This window comes from Dapis hubbardiae BLCC-M172 (genome assembly GCF_050016015.1).
Classification (GTDB): Bacteria; Cyanobacteriota; Cyanobacteriia; order Cyanobacteriales; family Microcoleaceae; genus Trichodesmium.
The window spans coordinates 10799-11100 of the sequence record NZ_JBNHEQ010000154.1 but is presented as its reverse complement, the minus strand read 5'-3'; the positions used below and the strand labels follow the sequence as shown (position 1 = coordinate 11100).

Annotated in this window: 1 protein-coding gene; it reads left to right on the top strand. The window is 45.7% G+C overall.

What is annotated here, in order from left to right; genetic code table 11:
* Positions 1-302: WD40 repeat domain-containing protein (locus ACP6PK_RS13360; RefSeq protein ID WP_426560026.1), on the top strand; the 302-nt coding region annotated here is incomplete at both ends.

Genomic DNA, 302 nt, shown 5'->3' with positions numbered 1-302 from the left:
GAAGTTGTGGAACCTTCAGGGAAAATTATTGCAGACTCTCATCGGCCATGAGGATTGGGTCATAGGTGTAGCATTTAGTCCCGATGGAGAGACTATTGCTTCTGCTAGTGTAGACAAAACAGTGAAGTTGTGGAACCTTCAGGGAAAATTATTGCAGACTCTCATCGGCCATGAGGATAGGGTCATAGGTGTAGCATTTAGTCCCGATGGGGAGACTATTGCCACTGCTAGTGATGACAAAACGGTAAAGTTGTGGAACCGTCAGGGGAATTTATTCCAGACTCTCACCGGCCATAAGAATT